The organism is Streptomyces sp. NPDC030814, assembly GCF_055572155.1.
The window spans coordinates 93,109-112,832 of record NZ_JBVIDX010000017.1 but is presented as its reverse complement, the minus strand read 5'-3'; the positions used below and the strand labels follow the sequence as shown (position 1 = coordinate 112,832).

General features: G+C 71.5%; 17 protein-coding genes. 9 read left to right on the top strand and 8 right to left on the bottom strand.

Going from position 1 to position 19,724, the window contains the following annotated elements; all coding sequences use genetic code 11:
* The first annotated feature begins 477 nt into the window (after positions 1-477).
* Together ACZ43N_RS29820 and ACZ43N_RS29815 are read left to right on the top strand one after the other, a co-directional pair.
* Positions 478-3,603 (top strand): sacsin N-terminal ATP-binding-like domain-containing protein, encoded by a 3,126-nt coding sequence (locus ACZ43N_RS29820; protein WP_468101920.1) that lies wholly within the window; start codon positions 478-480, stop codon positions 3,601-3,603.
* Positions 3,604-3,874: 271 nt separating this feature from the next.
* The gene (locus tag ACZ43N_RS29815) at positions 3,875-4,663 is read left to right on the top strand and encodes a calcium-binding protein (protein WP_468101918.1); all 789 of its coding nucleotides are present in this window, start codon (positions 3,875-3,877) and stop codon (positions 4,661-4,663) included.
* Between the two features lie 136 nt (positions 4,664-4,799).
* On the opposite strand, the gene ACZ43N_RS29810 is transcribed toward ACZ43N_RS29815, so the two are convergent.
* Positions 4,800-4,946, bottom strand: coding sequence for a hypothetical protein (locus tag ACZ43N_RS29810; RefSeq protein WP_468101916.1), 147 nt, complete (start codon positions 4,944-4,946; stop codon positions 4,800-4,802).
* An 87-nt stretch (positions 4,947-5,033) separates the two neighbouring features.
* Between ACZ43N_RS29810 and ACZ43N_RS29805 the strand changes: the two genes are divergently transcribed.
* The gene (locus ACZ43N_RS29805; RefSeq protein ID WP_468102080.1) at positions 5,034-5,198 is read left to right on the top strand and encodes a hypothetical protein; all 165 of its coding nucleotides are present in this window, start codon (positions 5,034-5,036) and stop codon (positions 5,196-5,198) included.
* 22 nt (positions 5,199-5,220) lie between these two features.
* On the opposite strand, the gene ACZ43N_RS29800 is transcribed toward ACZ43N_RS29805, so the two are convergent.
* Both ACZ43N_RS29800 and ACZ43N_RS29795 read right to left on the bottom strand, forming a co-directional pair.
* The gene (locus ACZ43N_RS29800) at positions 5,221-7,620 is read right to left on the bottom strand and encodes an HAD-IC family P-type ATPase (RefSeq protein ID WP_468101914.1); all 2,400 of its coding nucleotides are present in this window, start codon (positions 7,618-7,620) and stop codon (positions 5,221-5,223) included.
* 162 nt (positions 7,621-7,782) lie between these two features.
* Positions 7,783-8,133, bottom strand: coding sequence for a DUF2530 domain-containing protein (locus ACZ43N_RS29795; protein WP_468101912.1), 351 nt, complete (start codon positions 8,131-8,133; stop codon positions 7,783-7,785).
* 176 nt (positions 8,134-8,309) lie between these two features.
* Here ACZ43N_RS29795 and ACZ43N_RS29790 point away from each other — a divergent pair, with 176 nt between their 5' ends.
* Entirely contained in the window at positions 8,310-9,728 is a 1,419-nt protein-coding gene (locus tag ACZ43N_RS29790; RefSeq protein ID WP_468101910.1) for an NCS2 family permease, read from the top strand.
* Here ACZ43N_RS29790 and ACZ43N_RS29785 read toward each other — a convergent pair.
* Complete coding sequence (locus tag ACZ43N_RS29785; protein ID WP_468078644.1) at positions 9,721-9,903, bottom strand: ribbon-helix-helix protein, CopG family; 183 nt, start codon at positions 9,901-9,903, stop codon at positions 9,721-9,723. The genes ACZ43N_RS29790 and ACZ43N_RS29785 overlap by 8 nt on opposite strands.
* Positions 9,904-10,150: 247 nt before the next feature.
* Here ACZ43N_RS29785 and ACZ43N_RS29780 point away from each other — a divergent pair, with 247 nt between their 5' ends.
* The 3 genes from ACZ43N_RS29780 (at position 10,151) to thpR (ending at position 13,421) form a co-directional block, all read left to right on the top strand.
* Positions 10,151-10,588, top strand: coding sequence for a MarR family winged helix-turn-helix transcriptional regulator (locus ACZ43N_RS29780; RefSeq protein ID WP_468101908.1), 438 nt, complete (start codon positions 10,151-10,153; stop codon positions 10,586-10,588).
* 737 nt (positions 10,589-11,325) lie between these two features.
* Positions 11,326-12,600 (top strand): MFS transporter, encoded by a 1,275-nt coding sequence (locus ACZ43N_RS29775; RefSeq protein WP_468102073.1) that lies wholly within the window; start codon positions 11,326-11,328, stop codon positions 12,598-12,600.
* Between the two features lie 254 nt (positions 12,601-12,854).
* Positions 12,855-13,421 carry an RNA 2',3'-cyclic phosphodiesterase gene (gene thpR, locus ACZ43N_RS29770; protein ID WP_468102072.1) on the top strand — a complete coding sequence of 189 codons (567 nt, stop codon included), beginning with the start codon at positions 12,855-12,857 and terminating at the stop codon, positions 13,419-13,421.
* Positions 13,422-13,720: 299 nt separating this feature from the next.
* Here the strand turns inward: thpR and ACZ43N_RS29765 are convergent, their stop codons facing one another.
* The 3 genes from ACZ43N_RS29765 to ACZ43N_RS29755 form a co-directional block, all read right to left on the bottom strand.
* Entirely contained in the window at positions 13,721-14,710 is a 990-nt protein-coding gene (locus tag ACZ43N_RS29765) for an aldo/keto reductase (protein ID WP_468101906.1), read from the bottom strand.
* Between the two features lie 101 nt (positions 14,711-14,811).
* Positions 14,812-16,116, bottom strand: coding sequence for an MFS transporter (locus ACZ43N_RS29760; protein WP_468101904.1), 1,305 nt, complete (start codon positions 16,114-16,116; stop codon positions 14,812-14,814).
* A 156-nt stretch (positions 16,117-16,272) separates the two neighbouring features.
* A complete protein-coding gene (locus ACZ43N_RS29755; protein ID WP_468101902.1) occupies positions 16,273-16,860 on the bottom strand; it encodes a Uma2 family endonuclease in 588 nt (195 codons plus the stop codon).
* A 135-nt stretch (positions 16,861-16,995) separates the two neighbouring features.
* Here ACZ43N_RS29755 and ACZ43N_RS29750 point away from each other — a divergent pair, with 135 nt between their 5' ends.
* Complete coding sequence (locus ACZ43N_RS29750) at positions 16,996-17,775, top strand: methyltransferase domain-containing protein (protein ID WP_468101899.1); 780 nt, start codon at positions 16,996-16,998, stop codon at positions 17,773-17,775.
* A gap of 30 nt (positions 17,776-17,805) precedes the next feature.
* Here the strand turns inward: ACZ43N_RS29750 and ACZ43N_RS29745 are convergent, their stop codons facing one another.
* Positions 17,806-18,489, bottom strand: coding sequence for a GDSL-type esterase/lipase family protein (locus ACZ43N_RS29745; RefSeq protein WP_468101897.1), 684 nt, complete (start codon positions 18,487-18,489; stop codon positions 17,806-17,808).
* A 211-nt stretch (positions 18,490-18,700) separates the two neighbouring features.
* Between ACZ43N_RS29745 and ACZ43N_RS29740 the strand changes: the two genes are divergently transcribed.
* Positions 18,701-19,714 (top strand): WD40 repeat domain-containing protein, encoded by a 1,014-nt coding sequence (locus ACZ43N_RS29740; RefSeq protein ID WP_468101895.1) that lies wholly within the window; start codon positions 18,701-18,703, stop codon positions 19,712-19,714.
* The last annotated feature ends 10 nt before the right edge of the window (positions 19,715-19,724 follow it).

Genomic DNA, 19,724 nt, shown 5'->3' with positions numbered 1-19,724 from the left:
TGCTTCAGGGTGTGATGGGGGGCTGGGGGAGTTCTCCGGGGGTGCGTCGTGGTTTTTCGGGCAGTTCCTCGCGCCCCTGAAGCTCTGGCCTGCGGTCTGCTTCAGGGTGTGATGGGGGGCTGGGGGAGTTCTCCGGGGGTGCGTCGTGGTTTTTCGGGCAGTTCCTCGCGCCCCTGAAGCTCTGGCCTGCGGCCTGCTTCAGGGTGTGATGGGGGGCTGGGGGAGTTCTCCCGGGGTGCGTCGTGGTTTTTCGGGCAGTTCCCCGCGCCCCTGAAACGCAGGGGGCCGCGGCCCCGGGCTTTTCAGATGAAGGCGGGCCGTAGGCCCTGCCTTCAGGGGCGCGGGGAACTGCGCGAACAACCCCCACCCACCCGCACCCGTCGACGCACCTGGCCCCCCTTCCCCCGAGGCGCCCCGGCGCAAGCCGACGCAGCGACGCGGTACGTTCGTGCTCAGCGGCGACATGGAAGGTGAACCGTGAGCAAGTTCGTGCGGCCGGCGGCCGAGGGTGCGGATCCGTTCGGGACGGCGCGGCTGCGGCGCGGAGTGCTGGACGCCTGGGCGACCAGCCCGGCGAGGTTCCGTGAGGACGCCAACGCCGAGGAGGACCTCGCCCTCGGCGGCTACCGCGACCGGCTCGTCGTGGAGCTGGCACAGAACGCCGCCGACGCGGCGGCCAGGGCGAAGGTGCCGGGACGGCTGCGGCTCACCCTCCGGGACGGCGTCCTCGTCGCCGCCAACAGCGGCGCCCCGCTCGACGCGGCCGGCGTCGAGTCGCTGTCCACGCTGCGCGCCTCCGCGAAGCGGGAGGGCCACGACCAGGCGGTCGGCCGGTTCGGCGTCGGGTTCGCCGCCGTCCTCGCCGTCACCGACGAGCCCGCCGTCGTCGGCCGGCACGGCGGTATCCGCTGGTCGCTGGCCGAGGCCCGGCTGCTGGCCGCCGAGACCGCCCGGCACAGCCCCGGGCTCGGCGACGAGATCCGCCGCAGGGAAGGCCACGTACCGCTGCTGCGGCTGCCGTTCGCGGCCGAGGGCTCCGCGCCGGAGACGTACGACACCGTCGTCATCCTGCCGCTGCGCGACGCCGCCGCCGGGGATCTCGCCGAGCGGCTGCTGAACGCCGTCGACGACGCACTCCTCCTCGCCCTGCCCGGCCTGGAGGAGGTCGTCATCGAGAACGGTGACGCTCCAGCGCGCACCGTGCGACGGCGCGAGGAAGGGGCGTACGTCGTCATCGAGGACTCGCGGGATGGCGTCACGCGCTGGCGCACGGTCGCAGAGCACGGCGGAATCGAGGCCGCGCTGCTCGCCGACCGGCCCGTGGAGGAGCGGCTGCGGCCCCACTGGTCCGTCACCTGGGCGGTGCCGACGGGCCCCGACGGCGCGCCGGTCCGGCCCCGTACCAGCCCCGTGGTGCACGCGCCGACGCCCAGCGACGAGGCCCTCGGCGTGCCCGCGCTGCTCATCGCGTCCTTCCCTCTCGACACGACCCGGCGGCACGCCGCGCCCGGCCCGCTCACCGACTTCCTCGTGCAGCGCGCGGCCGACGCGTACGCCGAACTCCTCGCCGCCTGGCAGCCGGTGAGCGAGCGGATCATCGATCTGGTGCCCGGCCCGCTGGGCAAGGGCGAGCTGGACGGGGCGCTGCGGCAGGCGATCCTGGAGCGGCTGCCGCGCACCGCGTTCCTGCCGCGCGCGCTGCCGCCCGCGGAGGACGACGAGCTGCCCGAGGCGATCCGGCCGCGCGACGCGGAGATCGTCGAGGGTGCCGGTGCGGAGACCGTGCGGGTCCTCGCCGAGGTGCTGCCCTGCCTGTTGCCCGCCGGGCTCGAACGGCGCGCGGAGCTGCGCACGCTCGGTGTCGCGCGCCTGCCGCTGGGCGACACGATCGACCGGCTCGCCGGTCTGGAGAAGGCGCCCGACTGGTGGCGGCGGCTCTACGACAGCCTCGCGGGCGTCGACCCGGACCGGCTCTCGGGGCTTCCGGTGCCGCTCGCCGACGGCCGTACGACGATCGGGCCGCGCCAGGTGCTGCTGCCCACGCCCGACGGTGTGCGGGCGGCCCCGGAGACCCTCGCCCGGCTCGGCCTGAAGGTCGCCCACCCGGATGCCGCGCACCCGCTCCTGGAAAAGCTGGGCGCCCTGCCCGCGACCCCGCGCGCCGTGCTCACGACCCCGCAGGTGCGGGCCGCCGTGGCCGCCTCGCTGGACGACGAGGGCATGGCGTGGGACGACGAGGACGGCCGCCCGGACGCCGACGAGCTCGCGGAGCTGGTCCTGACCCTCGTCCGCGACGCCGCCCTCGATCCCGGCGACGAGCCCTGGCTGGGCGCTCTCGCCCTGCCCGACGAGGAGGGCGAGCTGTCACCGGCCGGTGAACTCGTCCTGCCCGGCAGCCCGTTCGCCCGGATCATGCGCGAGGACGAACTGGCCTTCGTGGACGCGGAGCTGGCCGAACGCTGGGGAGAGCAGCCGCTGGCCGCGTGCGGCGTCCTCGCCGACTTCGCCCTGGTCCGGGCCACCGACGTCGTCCTCGACCCCGACGAACTGGAGCCGCGCGACGGGGACTTCGCCGAGCCCGACGACGCCGGGCTGCTGGACGCCGTCGACGTGTGGTGCGAGGACATCCTCGACCGGTTCCCGGACAGCCCCGTCCCGCCCGTCGCCACCGAGATCGTCGCAGTGCGCGACCTGGACCTCGTCGACGAGGACCGCTGGCCCGAGGCCCTCACCCTGCTCGCCCGGCCCCCGCTGAGGGACGCGCTGGTGCAGCCGGTGCGGATCCTGCTGCCCGACGGCACACACGAGGTCGTACGCCCGTACACCGCTTGGTGGTTGCGCGGCCACCCCGTCCTCGACGGCCGACGCCCCGCCGGTCTCCTCGCGTCCGGCGGCGACCCGCTGCTCCGGGGCCTGTACGACGAGGCCGACGCCACCGGCTTCGACGACGAACAGGTCCTGCGGGCGCTGGGAGTGCGCACATCCGTCGCCGCGCTGCTCGACGAGCCGGGCGGCGCCGCCGAACTGCTGGACCGTCTGGCCGACCCGGATCGTGAGGTGACGGCGGCGCAACTCCACGGCCTGTACGGCGCTTTGGCGGACCTCGACCCCGAACAGGTCACGCTTCCGGATGAGTTGCGGGCCGTGGTGGACGGCGATGTGACGGTAGTGGACGCCGCCGACGCGGTCGTCGTCGACTCGCCCGACCTGCTGCCCTTCACCTCCGGCGTACCCCTGCTGCCCGTACGGCCGTCCCGTGCGGCCGAGTTGGCGGAACTGTTCCAGGTGCGGCGACTGAGCGAGTCGGTGACGGGAGAGGTGGACTCCGAGGGCACGGAGCACGATGTGCCGGACTCCGTGCGGGTCCTGCTCGGGCCGGCCACCCCCGCGACCTATGTCGAGCACGAGGAACTCGTCGTCGACGGGGTCGAACTCGACTGGCGCCGGACGAGGGACGGCGTTCTGCACGCCGCGACCCTGGAGGGCGTGGCGGCCGGTCTGGCGTGGGCGGCGGGTCAGTGGCCGCGCCGCTTCGAGGTCGCGGCGCTGCTCGAAGACCCCTCCAGGACGGAGGAGTTGGCCCGGGACCGCTGGTTCGACTGACCGGGCCGGGTCAGTCGGCCGGGTCCGTCCCTGTTGTCACGCCTTGGGGCCCTGCGGTTGAGGGGGTGGATGTGACGTGCGCAACATCTCCGAAAGATGTCCGCATCTCGTACAACCATTCGCCACACTCATGGATCTGATCACCCGAGACGACCGGCTTCTCGTGAGCCCCAGGGGTCCCCTGAACCTCCGAAGCCTCACCAAGCCCACGCGCTCTCAGACCAACAACCGGATCTCGCGCTCCAACGACCTGCCGTGAGGTCCCTTCCACGTGGGGAATACATTGCACAAGCGTGCCACCCTGGGCGTCATCACCGGCGCCCTGGCCCTGACCGCCTTCGTCGCCCCGGCCGCGCAGGCCGACGAGAAGGTCGGCAACGTCAAGGTCTCCAACTTCGTCATCAACGGCGGCAAGCCCGTCGTCGTCGGCGCCACGGGCAAGAAGACGGTCAAGCTGTCCTTCACCGTCACCGACAACTCCGGCGCCTGGCGTGCCGCCGCGCAGCTGTTCCACGGCAAGAGCCTCGAGACCGCGGACAGCGCCGCGGCGTCCGGCAGCACCTGGATCAAGTGCAAGAAGGTCAGCTCCACGAAGTCGACCTGCTCGGCGAACTACACCTTCGCGGCCGGCAAGAACGCGATCAACAAGGTCGCCGGTACCTGGAAGACCTGGGTGATCGCCCAGGCCAAGGACGGCGACTACATCCAGAAGGACAGCGCCAAGTCCTTCAAGGTGCAGCGTGCCACGCAGCTCATGGGCGCGGACGTCGCCCCGGAGCCGGTCGCCAAGGGCGACATGGTCACCGTCACCAGCAAGCTGACCCGCGCCAACTGGGACGCCGGCAAGAATGCCGCGTACGGCAACCAGTCGGTGACGCTGCAGTTCAAGGCGGCGGGCGCGTCCGCCTACAAGAGCGTGAAGACGGTCAAGACGTCCGCCACGGGCGACCTGTCCACCACCGTCAAGGCGACCGTCGACGGCACGTACCGCTATGTCTTCGCGGGCAGCTCCGGCACGGCGGCCGCGACGGCCGTGGGCGACACGCTCGACGTGAAGTAAGCAGGAGGAGTACGCCGCTGGACGGTCAGCGGTGAAGGGCCCCTGGCAACGGAGTCCCCGAACGGCCGGCGAACCGCCGGCCGCAGGGAGGGCGCCGTTCCCGGGGGCCTCGTGCCTTTCTCGTTCCGTCCCCGCCCTACCTCTCGATCACGGAATGGGCGCTGCCCGCCCGGCTGGTTCCGCCGGTCTGGGCCTCACCGGAGGCCCAGAAGGAAAACCCGGCGATCACGAGAGCGATGAAAACCGCGAGGACAACGGTGATCGTCTTTCCGGCCGTGCTCATGTGGTTCCCCCTTGTGGTCGACGGCCCATTCTTCGATCTTGTTCGTGAACGGACAAGAAATCTGAGGAGCTTCTGAGGCTCTCGAAAGTGAGGAGTGGCTCGTTTCGTAAGGGCGGAGCCAAGGCGGACTCCCACGGCAATGTGAAGGCCACCGGCACCGCCACCTACGACGGCTACTGGCGCCTCAGCTTCGCGGGGACGACCACGACCGCCCCGGTCAACGCGACCGGGGACTACGTCGACGTGCAGTAGCCCCGACGCGGAAAAGCGTCATCTACGCCGGGAAGCGGCGGTCCACCCACTTCCACAGGAACTCCAGGGCCGCCGCCGACCCCGCCGCGATCGCGACCGCCGTCCATGGCATCGTCGTCCCCACCAGGCGTAGCGCGAAGAAGTCCTGCAGCCAGGGGACGACGAGGACCAGGAGGAAGGCGCCGCCCATCGCCGCCACCAGGCCGAGGCGCCACCAGGTGTAGGGGCGGGCGATGATCGCCAGGACCCACATGGAGATCAGGAAGAGGGTCAGCGTCGCCGTGCTGGTCTCCGCCTCCAACGCGTCCTCGCCCGCGTAGTAGTGGCGGGCGACGAGATACGTGGCGAAGGTGGACAGCGCCGCCAGCGCGCCGCCGGGGATGGCGTAGCGCATGACGCGGCGGACGAAGTGGGGTCTCGCGCGCTCCTTGTTGGGGGCCAGGGCCAGGAAGAACGCCGGGACGCCGATGGTCAGCGTGGAGAGCAGGGTGAGGTGGCGGGGCAGGAAGGGGTACTCCACCTGCCAGCACACCACCAGGACGGCCAGGAGCACCGAGTACACCGTCTTCACCAGGAAGAGGGTCGCCACCCGCGTGATGTTGCCGATCACCCGGCGGCCCTCCGCCACCACCGACGGCAGCGTCGCGAAGCTGTTGTTCAGCAGCACGATCTGGGCAACCGCCCGTGTCGCCTCCGAGCCCGACCCCATCGACACCCCGATGTCGGCGTCCTTGAGGGCCAGGACGTCGTTCACGCCGTCGCCGGTCATCGCGACGGCGTGGCCGCGGGACTGGAGGGCGCCCACCATGTCCCGCTTCTGCCGCGGGGTGACCCGGCCGAAGACGGTGCCCCCGTCCAGCGCCTTCCCCATCTCCTCCCGCTCGGCGGGCAGGCGGCGCGCGTCGACCACCTCTCCGGTCAGGCCCAGCTTCCCGGCCACCGCGCCGACCGAGACCGCGTTGTCACCGGAGATGACCTTCGCGCGGACGTTCTGATCGTCGAAGTAGCGCAGGGTGTCGGCGGCGTCGGGGCGCAGCCGCTGTTCGAGGACGACGAGGGCCGTGGGACGGGCGCCCCGCGCCACTTCAGGGTCGTCCAGCTCGCGGGTCACCCGTGCCAGCAGCAGGACCCGCAGCCCCTCCTCGTTCAGCCGCTCGGTCTCGGTGAGTGCCGGGTCGCCGTCGGGGAGGAGGACGTCGGGCGCGCCGAGCAGCCAGGAGCTGGACTGTCCGTCGCCCTCGTTGAAGCACGCGCCGCTGTACTTGCGGGCGGAGGAAAAGGGCAGCGCCTCGGTGCAGCGCCAGTCGTCACTGTCGGGGTAGGCGTCGATGACGGCCTGGAGGGAGGCGTTCGGGCGGGGGTCGGACTCGCCGAGCGCGCCGAGCACCTTGCGGACGTACGCCTCGTCACTGCCGTTCAGCGGGCGCAGCTCCGTGACGTCCATGCCGCCCTCGGTGAGCGTCCCCGTCTTGTCCAGGCAGACGGTGTCGACGCGGGCGAGGCCCTCGATGGCCGGCAGCTCCTGCACCAGGCACTGCTTGCGGCCGAGGCGGATCACCCCGATCGCGAAGGCGACGGAGGTGAGGAGGACCAGCCCCTCGGGGACCATCGGGACGATGCCGCCGACCGTGCGGGCGACGGAGTCCTTGAAGGCGTTCTCCTTCACGATCAGCTGGCTGATGATCAGGCCGATCGCGGTCGGGACCATCATCCACGTCACGTACTTGAGGATCGTGGAGATACCGGAGCGCAGCTCCGAGTGGACGAGGGTGAAGCGGCTCGCCTCCTCCGCCAGCTGTGCCGCGTACGCCTCCCGGCCCACCTTCGTCGCGGTGAAGGCTCCGCTGCCCGCGACGACGAAGCTGCCGGACATCACCCGGTCCCCGGGGTGTTTGACGACCGGGTCGGCCTCGCCGGTGAGCAGTGACTCGTCGATCTCCAGGCCGTCGGTCTCGACGCACGCGCCGTCCACGACGATCTTGTCGCCGGGGCCGACCTCGAGCAGGTCCCCGAGGACGATCTCGGAGGTGCCGACCACCGCCGCGATCCCGTCCCGTCGCACCGTGGGCTTCACCTCGCCGATCAGCGCGAGCGAGTCCAGGGTCTTCTTCGCCCGCCACTCCTGGATGATGCCGATGCCCGTGTTGGCGAGGATCACGAAGCCGAACAGGCCGTCCTGGATCGGGGCGACGAACAGCATGATCAGCCAGAGGACGCCGATGATCGCGTTGAACCGGGTGAAGACGTTCGCGCGGACGATGTCCACCGTGGAGCGGCTGCTCCGTACGGGGACGTCGTTCACCTCGCCGCGGGCCACTCGCTCGGCCACCTCGGCGGCGGTCAGACCGCGCGCCCGCCCCGGGACCGGGGCGGTGGTGGGGTGCACAGGATCGAGGTCGGTGCCCGCGTCGATGTGCGTCATGCCTTCGACGGTACGTGCGGACCGGGGAGTTCACCCGCCGAGTGCGCCAGAGTCCGACCGGGGAAGGAGGGGCCGGGGGCGGGGCCGGTTCCGTGGTCGTACGGGCCATCCGCAGGGAGTGCCCGCGAGCGACCTACGATCGCCTTAGGGGTCCCAAGAGGCTCACTGGGTCTCCGACTCCACGGGCTCCACCGGGTTCGCGGGCGTCCCGTCGGAGGGCGTCCCGGCGGCGGCCTCCGCCCCGGCCTCCGCGTCCGCCCCGGCCTTGCGGGCCGCGTCCCTCTTGATCGCAGTGTCCCGCTTCTTGACGTACCAGATGCCGATCAGACCGAGTCCGGCGCCGGCGAGGCAGGTCCACACCCACCATGTGTGGCCGTGGTCCTCGTACCACCCGTAGAACGGGACCTGGACGACGAAGAGGACGAACCACAGGATCGTGCCGCCGATGATGGTCGGCACCACGGGGCCCTCCAGGGGCTCCGGCGCCTCGTGCTTGGGGGTCCACTTCGCCATGCGCACAGCTTACGAGCACACCCGGCCCGGCCCTTCCGGGCCTCGGGGAACCGCGGCGCCCCAAGGGTCTACGCGCGGAGATGGAGATTGCGGCATCATATGTTCATACTGAAACGGTTTCTGATTGACCATTTCTGTTCGTAGAAAACTCCAACAGACAGGGGGACCTGTTGGGGATGAGGTTCCGTATGTCCCCGCAGGGCCCCTTCGACCGCTACTTCAGGATCTCGGAGCGCGGCAGCACGCTGTCGCGGGAGATCCGCGGCGGTTTCGCCACGTTCTTCGCGATGGCGTACATCATCGTCCTGAACCCGATCATCCTGAGCAGCGCGAAGGACATGTACGGGCACCAGCTGGACTACGGCCAGCTGGTCACCGCGACCGCGATCACCGCCGCGTTCACCACCCTCCTCATGGGCGTCATCGGCAATGTGCCGATCGCGCTGGCGGCGGGCCTCGGCGTGAACACCGTCGTCGCGCTTCAGCTCGCACCGCGCATGTCGTGGCCGGACGCGATGGGCATGGTCGTGCTGGCCGGTTTCGTGGTGATGCTGCTCGTGGCGACGGGGCTGCGGGAGCGGGTCATGAACGCCGTACCGCTCGGCCTGCGCAAGGGCATCTCCATCGGTATCGGCCTGTTCATCATGCTGATCGGGCTCGTGGACGCCGGTTTCGTCACCCGTATCCCGGACGTCGCCAAGACCACCGTCCCGCTCCAGCTGGGTGCGACCGGGCACCTCAACGGCTGGCCCGTCCTGGTCTTCGTGCTCGGCGCGCTGCTGACGCTGGCGCTGATCGTGCGCAAGGTGCCGGGCGCGATCCTGATCTCGATCGTCGCCATGACCCTGCTCGCCGTGGTCATCGAGGCGACCGCCAAGCTGCCCGCCGGTTCCTGGGGGCTCACCACCCCGAAGTGGCCGGGCAACCCCGTCGCCAGTCCCGACTTCGGGCTGCTCGGCGAGGTCAGCCTCTTCGGCGGTTTCGGCAAGGTCGGGATGCTGACCGGCGTCCTCTTCGTCTTCACCGTGCTGCTGTCGTGCTTCTTCGACGCGATGGGCACGATCATGGGCGTCGGTGACGAGGCCAGGCTGACCGACGCGGACGGCCAGATGCCCGGTATCAACAAGGTGCTCTTCGTCGACGGCATCGCGGTCGCCGCCGGCGGTGCCGGCTCCTCCTCGGCCACGACCTGCTTCGTGGAGTCCACGGCCGGGGTGGGCGAGGGTGCGCGCACCGGTGTCGCGAACCTGGTCACCGGCGCTCTCTTCGGGCTCGCACTGTTCCTGACACCGGTCGCCACGATGGTGCCGTCCCAGGCGGCGACCCCCGCGCTGCTCGCGGTCGGTTTCCTGATCCTCGCCAACTCGGTGCGGGAGATCGACTGGGCCGACTACACGATCGCGGTCCCGGCCTTCGTGACGATGGTGATGATGCCGTTCACCTACTCGATCACCAACGGCATCGGCATGGGCTTCATCACCTTCGTCGTCCTGCGCCTCGCCGTCGGCCGCGGCCGGGACGTCCCGGTCCCGATGTACGTGGTGGCGGCGGTCTTCGGCTTCTACTACCTGATGCCGGCGCTGGGGCTCACGTGACGCCGTAGAACTTCTCGGTCTCCTCGACGGCGGTCCGGAACCGCTGGTCGAAGTCGTCCCGCATGAGCGTCCCGATGACATAGTCCTGGACGCTCATCCCCCTTTTCGCCGCGTGGTCCCGGAGCCGGTCGAGCAGTTCCCGGTCTATCCGCAGGCTGAGCACAGTGGTCCCCATGGGTACGAGGGTCAGGTGCGGTCTGGGCCGCCGCGCGGCGTTCTGCGTATTAGTCACTCGTATGAGTGAGATGGATGGTGGGGGCGGTGGGAGGTGTGCTGGGGGTCGGCTCCCAGCCCGGGCCGGGCGGTGGGGAGGCCGGGGGCGCCCTGTGAACGGCCGGGGGCTCCCTGTGAGTGGTGGGACTCACGCCCCGGGCGGGAGCTCCGGTGGTCTTTAGCGAGAGTAATGAGTTAAGCTAAAGAACATGCCTGACCTGACCCATGGCGACGACGAGGCCGCCGTGAACGCGCTGCGGTCCGCCGTGATGCGCCTGTCCCGCCGGTTGAAGCACCAGCGGGTCGACGAGTCGCTGAGTCCGACGGAGATGTCGGTGCTCGGGACGCTCGCCCGCTGCGGCACCGCCACACCCGGTGAGCTCGCCCGCAAGGAGCATGTGCAGCCGCCGTCGATGACCCGCATCGTCGCCCTGCTGGAGAGCAAGGGGCTGGTGAGGCTGGAGCCGCACCCCGAGGACCGGCGGCAGAAGGTGGTCACCCAGACCGAGCGGGCCGAGGCGATGCTCGAGGAGAGCCGCCGCAAGCGCAACGCGTTCCTCGCGTCCCTCGTGGAGGGGCTCGACGAGGACGAGTGGGAGACGCTCCGCGCGGCCGCGCCGGTGCTGGAGAAGCTCGCGCATCTCTGAGCGGGCGGACGGCGGCCGGGCCGCTCGGAGACCGGCCCGGTGAGCGCCGAGCGCCACGGGTGGCCACCGAGGCCGTCCCCGCGCCGGGCGACCGCCCCCCGCCGGGACCGCCGCACTCCGGTGGGACCACCGCACCGCACTCCGGTGAGGCCGCCGGTGCGCCCCGCCGATCAGCCCGTGCGCCGCCGTGGGCCCGGCATGGGCGGACCTGGAAACCAGCAGACAGAACAGGAGCAGTGAGGCTCACGCAACCGCAGGACGTACACGTGTTCAGCGCAAGGAGGCGAACCCCTTTGAGTACGGGAACCGGAGCAGCTTCCGCCCCCGCACCGACGACCGCCCACGAGACCCCGCCAGCCCACGGCGTCCCCGAGGCCCCGCCGGATACCACCGGCTCCCAGGCCCCCGACGCGGCCCCGGCCCCCCTCGTGCTCCCCGGCTCGCCGACGACCCCCCACCCCCGCCCCACGGCCCCGACCACGGTCGAACCCCGTGACACGGCCCCGACGATCACCGCCACCCGGGCCACACTCGCCCAGGCGGCCCCCGCGCTCCCGGCCACGCCCCCGAGCGCCTCCGAGAAGCCGGCCCCGGCGACCGCCGCCGCCACAGAGCCCGCCGTGACCCCCGGCCCCTCACCCGCCGCCCCCTCCCAGGCGAGCGTTCCCGACGCCCCGGCCGCCCCCCGACCCGCGGACGTCACCCCCGAACCCCCCGCCCCCCGTGAGCGCGTGTCCATGTTCCGGTCCCTGCGGGTGCGGAACTACCGGCTGTTCTTCACCGGACAGGTGGTGTCGAACATCGGCACCTGGATGCAGCGGATCGCACAGGACTGGCTGGTGCTGAGCCTGACCGGGTCATCGACCGCGGTCGGGGTGACGATGGCACTGCAGTTCCTGCCGATGCTGCTGTTCGGGCTGTACGGCGGGGTGCTGGTCGACCGGTTCCCGAAGCGGCGGCTGCTGTTCGTGACCCAGACGTCGATGGCGGTGACGGGGCTCGCGCTCGCCGCACTGACGCTCTCCGACCAGGTCCAGGTGTGGCACGTGTACATGGCCGCCTTCGCCGTCGGCATGGCCACCGTCGTCGACAACCCGGCCCGCCAGTCGTTCGTCTCGGAGATGGTCGGCCCCGACCAGCTGCAGAACGCGGTCAGCCTCAACTCCGCGAACTTCCAGTCGGCCCGGCTGGTCGGCCCCGCCGTCGCGGGCGTCCTGATCACCACCGTCGGCACCGGCTGGGCGTTCCTCTACAACGGCCTCTCCTTCATCGCCCCCATCACGGGCCTGCTGCTGATGCGGAGCCGCGAGCTGCACCCCGCCCGCCGCGCGCCCCGCAAGAAGGGCCAGCTCCGCGAGGGCCTGCGCTATGTCGCCGGGCGCCCCGCACTGCTGTGGCCGATCGTGCTGGTCGGCTTCATCGGGACCTTCGGCTTCAACTTCCCGGTCTGGCTGTCGGCGTACGCGGACGACGTGTTCCACACCGGCGCCGGTTCGTACAGCCTCTTCAACACACTCATGGCGGTCGGCTCCGTCGCGGGCGCCCTCCTCGCGGCCCGGCGCGGCACGGCCCGGCTGCGGGTGCTGATCGCGGGCGCCCTCGCCTTCGGTCTGCTGGAGATCGTGGCCGCGCTGGCACCGACGTACTGGATCTTCGCGCTGTTCATGGTCCCGCTGGGGATGTTCGGCCTCACGGTGAACGTCACCACCAACACGGCCATCCAGATGGCCACCGACCCCGTCATGCGCGGCCGGGTCATGGCCCTCTACATGATGGTCTTCCTCGGCGGCGCACCGCTGGGCGCGCCGATCGCCGGCTGGGTCACCGACGCGTACGGCCCCCGGATCGGCTTCCTCGCCGGTGGAGTCGTCTCCACGGTCGCCGCCGTCGTGGTGGGCCTGGTGCTCATCAGGTCCGGCGGGATGCGGCTGTCGGTGGGCTGGCACGGCAGGCAGCCGAGGCTGCGGTTCGTGCCGAAGACGCCGGCGAAGAAGGAGCTGGTCAAGGCCTAAAGGCCGGCCGTAATCCGTGGCGGGCGCACGACGCCGGCCACGGCACCTCGCCGCGTCGTCGGACGCCCGCATGCATCCGGTACGCGGACGCCCCTCCGCCTTGCGACGCTCCCCCACTGCCTGAACGGCGTGGGAGGTGCCCCCAGCATCCGACGGCGTGCGCTGATCCACCGCGGATCACGGGACAGCCCTTGGAGATCCGGGAGCGCTCGCCAGGTGATCCCTTCCCTGGAAGGGTGACGGGCATGAGTGCCATGAGACTGTTCGCGGCGGTGCTGCCGCCGGCCGATGTGGTGGACGAACTCGGTCTGGTCGTAAGCCGATTGAAGGACCTGGCCGGTGCCGACCGGATGCGGTGGACCGAGCCGCCCGGCTGGCATTTCACGCTCGCCTTCTACGGAGAGGTCGACACGTCGCTCGTCCCGGACCTGGTGGAACGGCTCGCACGGGCTGCGCACCGGAGCGAGTCGTTCCCGCTGGCAGTGGCGGGCGGCGGGCAGTTCGGTCACGGGCGGGCACTGTGGGCCGGGGCCCAGGGCGAGCTGCGCACCCTGCGGCTGCTGGCCGACCGGGCGGAGGCGGCGGGGCGCAAGGCCGGCGTCGACATGGGCCAGCACCGCCGCTACACCCCGCATCTGACGGTGGCCCGCAGCCGGGACGCCTTCGAGGTGCGGCCGTACGTCGAGATGCTGAACGCGTTCGTCGGGCGCACCTGGACCGTCGCCGACCTGGCGCTGGTGCGGAGCAACCTGCCGACCTCCGGGGTTCCGGGGGAACAGCCGCGGTACGAGACCGTGGAGCGGTGGGAGCTGGGCCCCTGACCGCCGGGCCGGGGCGCGGGGCACCCCGCCGGGGGCGGGGGCGACCGCGGGGGGCGTCTCGGGCGGGCCGGGGCCGGGCGGTTAGGCTCGGTGATGTGGACCCGAAGACCCGTAACCGGATCATGGCCGGTGTGCTTGTGCTGATGTTCGTGGTGGTCGCCCTCGCGGCGGCGCTCGGCAAGTGACCGCGGCGGCGGTCGGGCGCGGGCCGGGGAACCGCGGACCGTCGGAGTGACCCGGGGCCCGTGCGGGCCGGTCGTGCGGCTCCCCGCGCCCCCTCGGGAGGCGGAGCCCGGCGGTTACCAGGCGAACGCCTCCGGGGACGGGCCAGGGCCCGGGAAGATCTCGTCCAGGGAGGCGAGCAGTTCCTCGCTCAGCTCCAGCTCGGCCGCCCGGATCGCGGACTCCAGCTGCGCGGCCGTGCGCGGCCCCACGATCGGGCCGGTGACACCGGGGCGCGTCAGCAGCCAGGCCAGGGCGGCCTCGCCCGGCTCGACGCCGTGCTTGTCGAGGAGGTCCTCGTACGCCTGGATCCGGCCGCGGGCGGCCGGGTCGGCGAGGGTGGCGGCGGCGCGGCCCGAGGTGCGCCGGCTGCCCTCGGCCTCCTTCCTGAGGACACCGCCGAGCAGACCGCCGTGCAGTGGCGACCAGGGGATCACCCCGAGGCCGTACTCCTGGGCGGCGGGGATGACCTCCATCTCGGCGCGGCGTTCGGCGAGGTTGTAGAGGCACTGCTCGCTGACCAGACCCATGCGGCCGTGCCGGGCGGCGGTCTCGTTGGCCTGGGCGATCTTGTAGCCGGGGAAGTTGGACGACCCCACGTAGAGGATCTTGCCCTGCTGGACCAGTACGTCGACGGCCTGCCAGATCTCCTCGAAGGGGGTGGCGCGGTCGACGTGGTGGAACTGGTAGACGTCGATGTAGTCCGTCTGCAGCCGCTTCAGGCTGGCGTCCACCGCCCGCCGGATGTTCAGCGCGGACAGCTTGTCGTGGTTGGGCCAGGCGACGCCGTCCGCCGCCATGTTGCCGTACACCTTGGTGGCGAGGACGACCTTGTCGCGGCGGTCGCCGCCCTGCGCGAACCAATCGCCGATGATCCGTTCCGTACGGCCCTTGTTCTCGCCCCAGCCGTACACATTTGCCGTGTCGAAGAAGTTGATCCCCGCGTCCAGCGCCGCGTCCATGATCGCGTGGCTGTCGGCCTCGTCGGTCTGCGGCCCGAAGTTCATGGTGCCGAGCACCAGCCGGCTGACCTTGAGTCCCGTGCGTCCGAGCTGTGTGTACTCCATGGTTGCCCAGCCAAGGCGGTGGAGTGCGCTCTAGGCAAGGGGGCCCCGGACGGCCGGCCGCGTGGGTGGGCCCGGCCCTGTCGCCGCCCGGCGACCAGCCGTCAGCCCTTCAGCTCGGCCCCGTGGTCCTCCGGGGAAGGCTGTGACCGCCGGCGGCGGGGGAGGAGCAGCGGGGTGGCGAGCATGAGGGCGCCGGCCGCGGCGACCGCCGTGCGGGGGTCGGTGACGGCGGCCAGGAGGCCCCACAGGGCGGTCAGCGCGGCGATCGTCAGTTTGCTGGTCACCGACCAGGCGGACAGGGTGCGGGCGACCCGGTCCGGCGGGGTCTCGTCGAGGCGGTAGGTGGCCATCACCGGGTTGAAGACGCCCATGCAGGTGATCAGGCCCAGCTCCACGGCCATCACCAGGACCAGCCCGGTGACACCGGGGTGGATGAACGCCAGCCCCACCGGCCAGCACGCCCGCAGCGCGCCCGTCGCCAGCAGGACCCGGCGCTGTCCGTGGCGGGCGACGAGCCGCCGGGCGAGCCGCGAACCGATCAGACCGCCCATGCAGGGCAGCGCGAAGGCCAGACCGTACTGCCAGGGCGCGAAGCCCAGCTCGCCGACCATCAGGACCAGCAGCAGCGGCGCGGTCGCCATGATCAGGCCGTTGACCAGGATCGTGTTGAAGAACAGGGGGCGCAGCGCCGGGCTGGTGAGGATGTACCGCCAGCCGTCGAGCAGGTCGCGGGCGCGGAGGCGGGGCGCCGTCGCCTGGGAGGGTGTTCCGTCCGAGGGCGCTTTCGCCGGGTGCGCGGGGCGCTTCGCGGGGCGCTCGGTGTCGCCGATCGCCCGGAGGGCCGTCGCGGAGAGGAGATAGCTGACCGCGTCGGTGATAAGGGTGACCACGGGGCCGAGGAGACCGATCGCGGCGCCGCCCAGCGGCGGGCCGAGCATGGTCGCGGTCCAGTTGGTGGCCTCGAAGCGGCCGTTCGCGGCGAGGAGGTGCTCCGGGGGGACCAGGGACTTGAGGAAGGCGCCGCTCGCAGCGCCGAAGGTGATGTCGGCCGCGGCGACGACGATCGAGACCAGCAGCAGCTGTGGGAAGGACAGCAGGTCGAGGGCGTAGGCAGCGGGGACGGTCAGTAGCGCGCCGGCACGGAGCAGATCGGTCCCGATCATCACCGGGCGCTTTCGGCGGAACTCCACCCAGGGGCCGAGGGGTACGGCCACCGCCGCGCCCACGGCCAGACCGGTGGCCGCCAGGGCCGAGACCTCCGCCGGGCCGACGTCCAGGACCAGGACCGCGATCAGGGGGAGTGCGTCGAAGGCCAGGCGCGTACCGCAGGTGCTGACCGCGTACGCCGTCCACAGCCACCGGAACTCCCGGCCCAGAGCCCGCCCGGCCGCCCCCGTCGCCACCACCTCGGGCCCACCCCCCGTCGCCGTGCGCGACGCAGCCCGTGCTCACGCCGACCGCGCCATCCAAGCGAGCGGGCGCCTCCCGGGCAAGCCGACGCCCGCCCCGAGAACGGGACTTGGCCACACCTTGGCGGCCCCTTGGCGAGGCCGGGCCGCTGCTCAGTCGCGGGGGAACTCGTCGGTCTTGAGGGTGAGGCCGACGACGGTGTCGGTGAGGTCCAGCTCGTAGCCGAACGGGACGGTCGTCTCGGTGATGTACTCACCCTGCTTGGGATGCCGGTACAGGTGGCACTTGCCCTGGTACGGGTCCGCGATCAGGTAGACGGGGACCTCGGCGGTCGCGTAGGCGGTCTTCTTGGGGCCGTAGTCGTTGGCCGCGGTTCCTTTGGAGATGACCTCGGCGACGAACTCGACGTCCTCGCAGCTCCACAGGCCCTTGGAGTCCTTGACGGCGTCGCGGGACATCAGGGTCACGTCGGTCGAGAACCCGTTGAGGTGGCCCGGATAGTCGATACGGACGTCAGACTTCAGACGCTTGCGCGGGTATGCGGTGCGCAACTGTTCGATGATGTCCAGGATGATCTCCCAGTGCGTGTCCCGCTGCGGCGACATGAAGATGGCCCCCTCGACGATCTCGACCTTGAATCCCTCGGGGACGGGCATCTGCTCCAGCCACTCGAACATGGTGTCGAGCGTGAGTTCGCCGTTGTGCTCGGCCATCTCGATCCTGTCGTCAAGGAAGGTCATCGTGGCGCTCCTCCCCGGCTGCCGCTGGGTCGCGAACAGCCGCGCAGTACAACGATACGCACGGTGACCAGGACATGTGCGGTGCCGCGGAACTCGGTTGCGGAGCCGCGGACCGGCCCGGTTGGGTCGGCTGTCATGACCACCACCGCGCTGGACGCCCTCGTACGCCCCGACCGCTACCCCCGTTCCTCCGCCTACGACCCCTCCTGGCTGCTCGGTCTCGACATGGGGCCGAATCCGCTGTGGCTGCTCGAGAACCTGGTCGAGAACCTCGAACTCCGGCCGGGGATGCGGGTGCTGGACCTCGGGTCGGGGAAGGGAGCGACCTCGGTGTTCCTGGCGCGGGAGTTCGGCGTGGAGGTCGTCGCCGCCGACTGGTGGATCGCGGCGGAGGAGGCGGCGGTCGTGTTCGAGGCGGCCGGGGTGACGGACCGGGTGACGGCCGTGCGAGCGGAGGCGCACACCCTGCCGTTCGAGGAGGGGAGCTTCGACGCCGTCGTGAGCGTCGACGTGTTCGAGTACTTCGGGACGGCCGACAGCTATCTGCCGTACCTCGTGCGGTTCCTGCGGAGCGGCGGACAGCTGGGCGTCGCCACGCCCGCCATGACGCGGGAGGCGCGGGACCTCGGGCGCATCCCCGCCCACATCAAGGACCTCGTGGGCTGGGAGGCCATCGCCTGGCACACCGCCGAGTGGTGGCGGTTCCAGTGGGCGATCACCGAGCTCGTCGACGTCACCTCGGCGCGCCTCCAGGAGGACGGCTGGCGGGACTGGCTGCTCTGGGCGCGGGCGGTCGCCGAGCGGCGACCCGAGAAGGACAACCAGGCCGTCGTCGACATGCTGGAGGCCGACGGGGGCGAGTACCTGTCGTTCGCGCTGGTGACGGCCACCAGGAGGACCCCTGGAGGCGTCTGACGGACGTGCCCCGGTGGGGGAGGCCCGGCGCTACGGCAGCTCGTAGGGGCCGCCCAGCCCCCACGCCTCGTGCATCGCACCCGCGAAGGCCGCCGCGATGCGGTGCTCGCCCGAAGCGTTGGGGTGGGTGCCGTCGTAGGTGTCCAGGTGGATGTCGTACGCCGGGGGCGGGGAGGCCAGGAGCAGCTCGGAGCGGGGTTCGTCGAGGTCGGCGGCCGTCTTGGCGAGGAGTTCGTTGAAGCGGGCGACCTGCGCGGCGAAGGCGGCGTCGCCCTCGGCGCGGACGTTCGGGATGACCGGCAGGAGGACCATGCGGATGCGCGGGTCGGCCTCCCGGGCGGCGGTGACGAAGCGGCGGGTGTTCTCGATGGTCTGCTCGGCGTCCGTGTAGAAGCCCAGGTCGATGAGGCCGAGGGAGACGAGGAGGACGTTCGCGCGGTGGGCGCGGATCGCGTCGGCGATCAGCGGGGCCATGTGCAGCCAGCCCTCGCCCCACCCGGCGAGGTGGGCGCGGGGGAAGCGGGGGTCGCTGTCGGCGTACTCGTACGACGTGGGGGCGTCGGTCGCCTTGTCGTACAGCGTCTCGCGCGGGCCGACGATCCGGAAGGGGCCGTCGTGCGACGCGCACAGGTGCCGCCAGAGCCGGTAGCGCCATGTGTGTTCGCCCGCGCTCCCGATCGTCATGGAGTCGCCTACGGGCATGAACCTGAGCATTGCTTCATCATGAACGATCGCTACCCATCGGTAGGAGGGGCCGCGTGACGTCCTCCTGTGAGCATCGCCACGTCGTGAAGGGCGGCAGGCACCGTCAGGGGCGCGGGGAACGGTGAGATCGGCCGGGCACGACCAGTACGCGACCACCCACCCCGCCCCCACGGCGCTTCACCACCCCCGCCCGGCGGAGCGGCATGGCAGGGTGGGAGGCATGCGCCGACCACCCCGCCGCCCCCTCCTCGCCGGTCTCGCCGTGCTCGCCGGGGCTCTGCTCGCCGCCGTGCCGGCCCTGCCCGCGGTCGCCGACGACGGCACCTTCACGATGAAGGACACGAGGATCACCGAGTCCAGCGGTCTCGCCGCCTCGCGTCAGCACCCCGGGGTGTACTGGACCCACAACGACAGCGACGACGGGGCGTTCCTGTACGCCGTGGACGGCAGGACCGGGAAGACGGTCGCGACGGTGACGTTGACCGGCGTCGGCACACCGCGGGACGTCGAGGCGATCTCCATCGGCCCGGACAACCACCTCTACGTCGGCGACATCGGTGACAACCTCGGCGGTACCTGGCAGTACGTGTGGATCTACGAGCTGCCGGAGCCGAAGCAGCTCAAGGACCAGACGCTCAGGGCCACGCAGTACGTGGTGAAGTACGAGGACGGGGCGCGGGACGCGGAGGCGCTGATGGTGCATCCGAAGACCGGGCGGGTCTACATCGCCGACAAGAACGAGGCGGGGGGTTCGCTGTACGAGGCCCCGGCCGAACTCTCCGCGTCCGGCACGAACGTCTTCAGGAAGGTCGCCTCCGTGCCCGACCTCGAGGTCACCGACGGGGCGTTCTCGCCCGACGGGAAGCACCTCGCCCTGCGCTCGTACTTCGGCGCGGTCCTCTACGACTGGAACGGCGGCGAGATCAAGAAGGCCGACCGGCTGAGCGTGCCCCTGCAACGGCAGGGGGAGTCCCTCACGTACACCACCGACGGCTCGAAGATCATGTACGGCAGTGAGGGTGAGGGCAGCACGGTCGTCGCCCGGGAGGCCCCCGGCGGCTCCAAAGGCGGCTCAGGCGGTGGCTCCGGAGCGTCCTCCTCCGACGAGGGCGGCTCGTCCGCCGCGGAGGACGGCGCAGGCGCCAGTCCGGGCTTCAAGGTCGGCGCGATCGCCGTGGCCGGGGCCATCGTCGTCGTGTGGGGCGTCAAACGCGTCCGGCGCCGCCCGTCCTGACGGGTCGTCC

Coding starts and splice junctions, on each gene's coding strand:
- ACZ43N_RS29810 (WP_468101916.1), bottom strand. CDS start 4,946: ATGAGCACGGCCGGAAAGACGATCACCGTTGTCCTCGCGGTTTTCATC.
- ACZ43N_RS29800 (WP_468101914.1), bottom strand. CDS start 7,620: ATGACGCACATCGACGCGGGCACCGACCTCGATCCTGTGCACCCCACC.
- ACZ43N_RS29795 (WP_468101912.1), bottom strand. CDS start 8,133: ATGGCGAAGTGGACCCCCAAGCACGAGGCGCCGGAGCCCCTGGAGGGC.
- ACZ43N_RS29790 (WP_468101910.1), top strand. CDS start 8,310: ATGAGGTTCCGTATGTCCCCGCAGGGCCCCTTCGACCGCTACTTCAGG.
- ACZ43N_RS29785 (WP_468078644.1), bottom strand. CDS start 9,903: ATGGGGACCACTGTGCTCAGCCTGCGGATAGACCGGGAACTGCTCGAC.
- ACZ43N_RS29780 (WP_468101908.1), top strand. CDS start 10,151: ATGCCTGACCTGACCCATGGCGACGACGAGGCCGCCGTGAACGCGCTG.
- ACZ43N_RS29775 (WP_468102073.1), top strand. CDS start 11,326: ATGTTCCGGTCCCTGCGGGTGCGGAACTACCGGCTGTTCTTCACCGGA.
- thpR (WP_468102072.1), top strand. CDS start 12,855: ATGAGACTGTTCGCGGCGGTGCTGCCGCCGGCCGATGTGGTGGACGAA.
- ACZ43N_RS29765 (WP_468101906.1), bottom strand. CDS start 14,710: ATGGAGTACACACAGCTCGGACGCACGGGACTCAAGGTCAGCCGGCTG.
- ACZ43N_RS29755 (WP_468101902.1), bottom strand. CDS start 16,860: ATGACCTTCCTTGACGACAGGATCGAGATGGCCGAGCACAACGGCGAA.
- ACZ43N_RS29750 (WP_468101899.1), top strand. CDS start 16,996: ATGACCACCACCGCGCTGGACGCCCTCGTACGCCCCGACCGCTACCCC.
- ACZ43N_RS29745 (WP_468101897.1), bottom strand. CDS start 18,489: ATGCTCAGGTTCATGCCCGTAGGCGACTCCATGACGATCGGGAGCGCG.
- ACZ43N_RS29740 (WP_468101895.1), top strand. CDS start 18,701: ATGCGCCGACCACCCCGCCGCCCCCTCCTCGCCGGTCTCGCCGTGCTC.